This window comes from uncultured Cardiobacterium sp. (genome assembly GCF_938028185.1).
GTDB lineage: Bacteria > Pseudomonadota > Gammaproteobacteria > Cardiobacteriales > Cardiobacteriaceae > Cardiobacterium.
In genome coordinates this window covers 1-5,657 of record NZ_CALJAH010000389.1, presented here as the reverse complement: position 1 = coordinate 5,657, position 5,657 = coordinate 1, and the positions used below count along the sequence as shown (strand labels likewise).

Annotated in this window: 6 protein-coding genes; all 6 read right to left on the bottom strand. The window is 63.2% G+C overall.

All coding sequences use genetic code 11. From position 1 onward, the window contains the following. Positions 1-1,196, bottom strand: a 1,196-nt coding sequence (locus Q0349_RS11390) for a peptidoglycan-binding protein (RefSeq protein ID WP_298081090.1), incomplete at its 3' end; no start/stop codon positions are given. A 20-nt stretch (positions 1,197-1,216) separates the two neighbouring features. Continuing rightward, a complete protein-coding gene (locus Q0349_RS11385; protein WP_298081088.1) occupies positions 1,217-1,801 on the bottom strand; it encodes an NUDIX domain-containing protein in 585 nt (194 codons plus the stop codon). Between the two features lie 6 nt (positions 1,802-1,807). Then, the gene (locus Q0349_RS11380; RefSeq protein WP_298081087.1) at positions 1,808-2,497 is read right to left on the bottom strand and encodes a peptidoglycan DD-metalloendopeptidase family protein; all 690 of its coding nucleotides are present in this window, start codon (positions 2,495-2,497) and stop codon (positions 1,808-1,810) included. Next, positions 2,494-3,246 (bottom strand): 5'/3'-nucleotidase SurE, encoded by a 753-nt coding sequence (gene surE, locus Q0349_RS11375; protein ID WP_298081086.1) that lies wholly within the window; start codon positions 3,244-3,246, stop codon positions 2,494-2,496. Before surE ends, Q0349_RS11380 begins: the two co-directional genes overlap by 4 nt. Before the next feature lie 121 nt (positions 3,247-3,367). Beyond that, positions 3,368-4,243, bottom strand: coding sequence for a LysR family transcriptional regulator (locus Q0349_RS11370; RefSeq protein ID WP_298081085.1), 876 nt, complete (start codon positions 4,241-4,243; stop codon positions 3,368-3,370). Further along, positions 4,240-5,334: a 3-dehydroquinate synthase gene (gene aroB / locus Q0349_RS11365; RefSeq protein WP_298081083.1), complete on the bottom strand. Its 1,095-nt coding sequence runs from the start codon at positions 5,332-5,334 to the stop codon at positions 4,240-4,242. Before aroB ends, Q0349_RS11370 begins: the two co-directional genes overlap by 4 nt. Positions 5,335-5,657 lie beyond the last annotated feature (323 nt).

The window sequence follows — 5,657 nt, the reverse complement described above, 5'->3', positions numbered from 1 at the left end:
CGGGCGATGGCTTCGGCTTGTTGTTGTTCGGCGGCTTCGGTCGCGCGTTGTTCGGCGTCGCGGCGGTCGAGGTCGGGCGCGGCGATGCTGGCCGGCGGGCGTTTGGCGGCGGCGGTTTCTTTGGTTTTGTCGTTTTTGGCTGCGGCTTTGTCGCCGTTCATGAGTTGGGCAAGGAGTTGGCTGTCTTGCGGGTTGTCGTTGGTACCCAGTTTGTGTTTTTTCCGGTATTCCTGGATGGCGTTTTGGCTTTTGGCGCCGATGATGCCTTTGCTGCCGCCGGTGTCGTAGCCTTCGGCGCGCAGTTTTTGTTGGAGTTTTTTGTTGATTTGGGTGTTCAGGCCGGGTAGCCAGCTGGGGTCGGTTTTGCCGGTGGTCGCAAGGCCGTTGGCTTTTTGGTAGGCCTTGATGGCGGCCGTGGTGGCGGCGGTGGTTTTGCCGTTGGCGGGGCCGGCGTTGTAGCCGAGGAAGTTCAGGCTGGTTTGCAGGGTTTTGGTGTAGGCGCTGCTGTGCTGGTCTTTTTTGGCGTGTTTGTTTTGGATGAGCCAGTCGGTGATGTTTTTGTGGCCGTTCAGGGTGGCCAGGTCGTAGGGGGTGAGGCCGCTGGTGTCGGTGATGTTAAAGGGGCATTTTTGGTCGTGGTATTTTTTGAGGGCGTCCAGTTTGCCTTCGCGCGCGGCGCTCAAGGCGGCCAGGCGCTGGTCGCCGCAGGGGTTGTTTTTGGCGGCGGGTTTGTCGGTTTTGGTTGTCGCGGTTTTGGCGGTGTCTTTGCTTTTGTCGTTTTTGGCTGTCGTGGTTTTGGCGGTGTTTTTGGTTTTGTCGTTTTTGGCTGTCGCGGTTTTGCTGGTGTCTTTGGTTTTGTCGTTTTTGGCGGCGGGTTTGTTGGTGGCCGCGGTGGTTTTCGCGGTTTTTTTGGGGTTGTTGTCCGCTTTGGCGGCGGTTTTGCCGGGAGCAGCCGGTTTGGCAGCGGTTTTGGCCGCAGTGGTTTTGGTCGTGGTTTTGGCTGGTGCCGCTTTGGCCGGGGCGGGTTTGGCGGGGGTTTTGTTGGTCGCGGGTTTTGTTGCGGCGGTTTTGTTGGTGGCCGGTTTGGTTGCTGCCGGTTTGGCGGCGGTTTTGGCCGGAGCGCTGTGGGCGACGGGCAGGGCGGCGGCGAGGAGGGCGGCGAGGAGGATGCCGCGCAGGGTGGTTTTGGGGTTCATGCTGTGGATGCCTCGTGTGGTTATTGGGGGTGGCGCAGGAGGAAGGCCTGCATGGCGATGAGGGTGTTGGCGTTGTCGAGTTTGCCCTGGGCGAGCCAGTCGAGGGCGGTTGTGTAAGGCAGGCTGTGGACGGCGATGTCTTCGCCTTCGTCAAGGAGGCCGGTGTAGGGGGTGATTTGGCTGCTGTCGATTTCGGCAAGGTAGAGGTGGGTACGGCCTGCGCTGCCGCCAGGGCTGCCGAGGTAGGTGTGGATGTGTTCGAGGCGGCGGGCGCGGGTGCCGATTTCTTCTTCGAGTTCGCGCTGGATGCTGGCTTCGGGCGAGGGGTCGTCCGCGTCCATGAAGCCGGCGACGATTTCGTATTGCCAGGGGTTTTCGCCCGCGACCATCGCGCCGATGCGGTATTGTTCGACGAGGATGATGCGGCCGCGTTCGGGGTCGTAGGGCAGGGCGGCGACGACGTGGTGGCTGCCGCCAAGGCATTCGCGTTCGACGTGTTCGATCATGCCGCCACGGAAGCTTTCGTAGCTGACGGTGTAGCGGCGCACGCGGAAGAAGTGGTGGTAGGTTTCTTCGCTGTGGTGGGTGTGGTGCTGGTAGTTCATGCGGGTTCAGTAGCGCGGGGTGGTGCCGATGTAGCTGTAGGGGTTGGCGGTCTGGCTGCCCTGGCGGGTTTCAAAGTAGAGCGCCGGGGTGTTTTGCGGGCCGATGCCCATGCTGGCGATTTGTTGGCCGCGCTGGACGTGTTGTTTTTCTTTGACGCGGATGTTGTCGAGGTAGGCGTAGGCGGCGAAGACGTTGCCGTGGCGGATAACGACGGCGCGTCCGAGGCCGGTGAGGCCGCTGCCAACATAGGCGACTTCGCCGTCTGCGGCGGCGTTGACGGGTTGGCCGAGGCTGCCGCCGATTTTGAGGTTTTTGCCGCCGGGGCTGTTGGCGTTGTATTCGCTGATGACGCGGCCACGGGTCGGCCAGCTCCAGCCGGGTTGGCCGTTGCTGCTGATTTGCGGGATGTGAACGGGGCGGAGCGCAACGCCGCGCGGCGGGGTGGTGTGCAGGCGTTGGCCGACGAGGATGTGGTTGGGGTCGCTGATGCTGTTCCAGTTCGCCAGTTCCTGGATGTCAAGGCCGTAACGCCAGGCGATGCCGAAGAGGGTGTCGCCGGGGCGGACGGTGTAGTCGCCGCCGGGGCGCAGTGCGCCGCGCTGGCCGTGCAGTTGGGTAGCGGTGGGCGCGCGGTAGCCGCTGCTGCACGCGGCAAGGATGAGGGCGCAGAGGGTGAGCGGCAGGGCGTGTTTCATCGGCTGTGCTCCAGCCAGGCGGCGAGGTCGGGCAGTTCGCGGTGGGCGGTGAGGTCGAACTGGAGCGGAGTGACGGAGATGTAGCCGTTTTCGACGGCGTGAAAGTCGGTTTGTTCGTTGCCTTCGACGCGGCTGCCCGCCGAGCCGATCCAAAATTGGGTTTTGCCGCGCGGGTTTTTGGTTTCTTGCAGGGGACCCGCAGGGTGGCGCGCGCCGAGGACGGTGGCGCGGTAGCCTTTGAGGTTTTTGTAGGGCAGGTCGGGGATGTTGATGTTGAGGAAGGTGTTGCGCGGCAAGGGATTCGCGGTGAGGTGGCGGTAGAGGTCGATGACGGTTTTGACGGCGCTGTCGAAGTGTTGCGGGTGGTGCGCGGTGCTGGAGACGGCGATGGCGGGCAGGCCGAGGTTGTGTCCTTCAAAGGCGGCGGCGACGGTGCCGGAGTAGAGGACGTCTTCGCCCATGTTGGCGCCGTGGTTGATGCCGGAGATGATCATGTCGGGCAGGGTGTCGAGGTAGCCGGTAAGCGCGAGGTGAACGCAGTCCGACGGGGTGCCGTCCACGCTCCAGATACCCGCGCCGTGGTCGGTGACGGATAGCGGGCGTTTGAGGGTGAGCGAGTGGCTCGCGCCGCTGCAATCGCGGTCGGGGGCGATGACGGCGATGCGTGTCGCTTCGCTGGCGAGCGCATCGGCCAGTTGGCGCAAGCCGGGCGAGAGGTAGCCGTCGTCGTTGGACAGGAGGAGAAACATGGCAGTTCCGGGGGCGGGTAAAGGGCGGCAGTTTATACCGTCGCCCGCGTTTTGTTCAATTGGTTATACGGCAATGCCAGACGGGGCTACGCTCTGTTTGGCGCGTGCTGCTGTTCGCCCTTCATTTTGTTTTTTCTTCCAGTTTTTCCACGAGGAAATCGGCGACGGCGCGGATGTTTGTCGCATGGCGCAGCCCTTCGTGCAGCACGAGATAGAGCGTGGCGGCAAATTCAGTCGGCGCATCGCCCAGTGTGACCTGGCAGAACGGGTCTTCGCGGCGGACGCAAAAATCAGGCAGGAGGCCGATGCCGCATTGTTGTGCCACCGCGTCGCGGATAAGGCCGAAATCGTTGCAGATGAAAGCGGTTTGCTCCTGCGCCAGGGTCTCGGCGAGCCACAGGCCGTGCGCACCGACGGGATCCAGGGTGAGGAAACTCCAGTCGGCGCGGGCGGTATGGCGCAGGTAATCACGGTGCGCGTAAAGACGGTAATGTATCGGGCGCAGGCGGCGGGCGACGAGGTCGTTTTGTGCGGGGCGAACCAGGCGCAGCGCAATATCCGCCTGGCGCCGGTGCAGATTGCTCAGTTGCACCTCGCTGTGCAGGGTGAGACAGATGCGCGGCTGGCGGCGGCGAAATTCCGCGAAATGTGGCATCAGCAGTCCTTTGGCAATCAGCGGTGGCGCGCTGACAATCACTTTGCTCATCGCCTGCACCGTCTCGCGCGCGATGCGTCCCAGTTGCTGCATATCGGTGGCGAGGCCGCGCGCGTGCTGGTAGAGGCGGGCGCCGTCTTCGGTCAAGAGATAGCGTTTGCCGATGCGGTCAAACAGGCGCAACCCCAGCGTTTGCTCCAATCGCTCGATGCGGCGCGACACGGTACTGTGCTGTACGTTCAGCGCTTCTGCGGCGGCGGTGAGCGTTTCCCGCTCTACCAGCACGGTGAAATGGTGGACGTCGTTCCAGTCGGGCTGCATCAAATGGGGCAGGGCGCTCATGCCCGGCAGGCGTCTATCGCCGCCGCGATGTCGGCTTCCTGGATGTTGCGATCAATGCCGCTGTCGCAGAAGCGCTGCGGCAGCACGAGGCGCAGTTGGCCGCCGCGTGTTTTTTTGTCAAGCTGCATTTTGTCGCGAATGGCGGCGGTGCTGAGGTCTGCCGGGACGGTGGTCGGAAGATTAAATGCGGCAAAGAGGGCAGCGGCGCGGTCGGCGTCGGCGTCGCTGATACGTCCCAGGCGGGCGGCGAGGCGGCAGGCGATAACGCTGCCGATGGCGACGCATTCGCCGTGTTTCCAGCGCCGGTAGGCAGTGAGCGCTTCCAGCGCGTGGCCGAAGGTGTGACCGAAATTGAGCAGCGCGCGCTGGCCGCTTTCGCGCTCGTCGGCGGCGACAATGGCCGCTTTGGCGGCGCAGCAGCGGGCAATCATCGTTTGCAGCGTCGCCGGGTCGTGCGCGGCAATGGCGGCGCAGTGGTTTTCCAGCCAGGTGAAGAAATCGGCGCTGTTAATCAGGCCATATTTGATAACTTCTGCCATGCCCGCTGCGAACTCGCGCGGCGGCAGGGTGGCGAGCGTCGCGGTGTCGATTATGACCGCCTGCGGCTGGTGGAAGGCGCCGATGAGGTTTTTACCCTGCGGGTGGTTCACCCCGGTTTTGCCGCCGACGGAGGAATCCACCTGCGCCAACAGGGTGGTCGGGATTTGCAGGCAGGCGACGCCGCGCTGGTAACTGGCGGCGGCGAATCCGGCGATGTCGCCAACGATGCCGCCACCGAGGGCGATGACGAGGCAATCGCGGTCGTAGCGCGCTTCGACCAGCGCGTCGAGGATGCCCGCCCAAGTGGCGAGCGTTTTGTGGGTCTCTCCATCAGGCAAGCGGACGGTGATGCGCTCTTTACCCGCAAGCGCCGCTTCGAGCGGGGCGAGGTAATGCGTGGCGACGGCGTCGTTAGTGACGATGCAGATTTGCCGCTGCGGTGCGCTTTGGGCGATGAGTGCGGCGTCGGCGAGCAGGCCGTGGCCGATGTGGATGGGGTAGTGGCGCGCCGGGGTGGCGGCAAGGGCGACTTCGAGGGTATTGGCGGGCATAAGAGTCTCCGGGATTGGGGTTGGGGCGGGCAAGGATACCCGATGTGGCGCGGTTTTCCTGCGCGAAGCGGTGAAGACGGTAAAAAACCTGCCGTCCGGGCAGGTTTTGGGTAGTTTTTGATGTCGTACAACGGTGCGCCGAGGCGCACCCTATGGCGGACTGAATGGCAAACAGCCTCTAGAGGCTATTTACAATTGGCCATAACATGATGATTTCATTCGCAAGTTTGGTTAAGGCCTGTTTACCATTCAGCCATAAACACGCCCAATCCAATGCGGTTGCGTAGCGACGATTTTGTGAGCTACACCATTGGCTTGTAGGG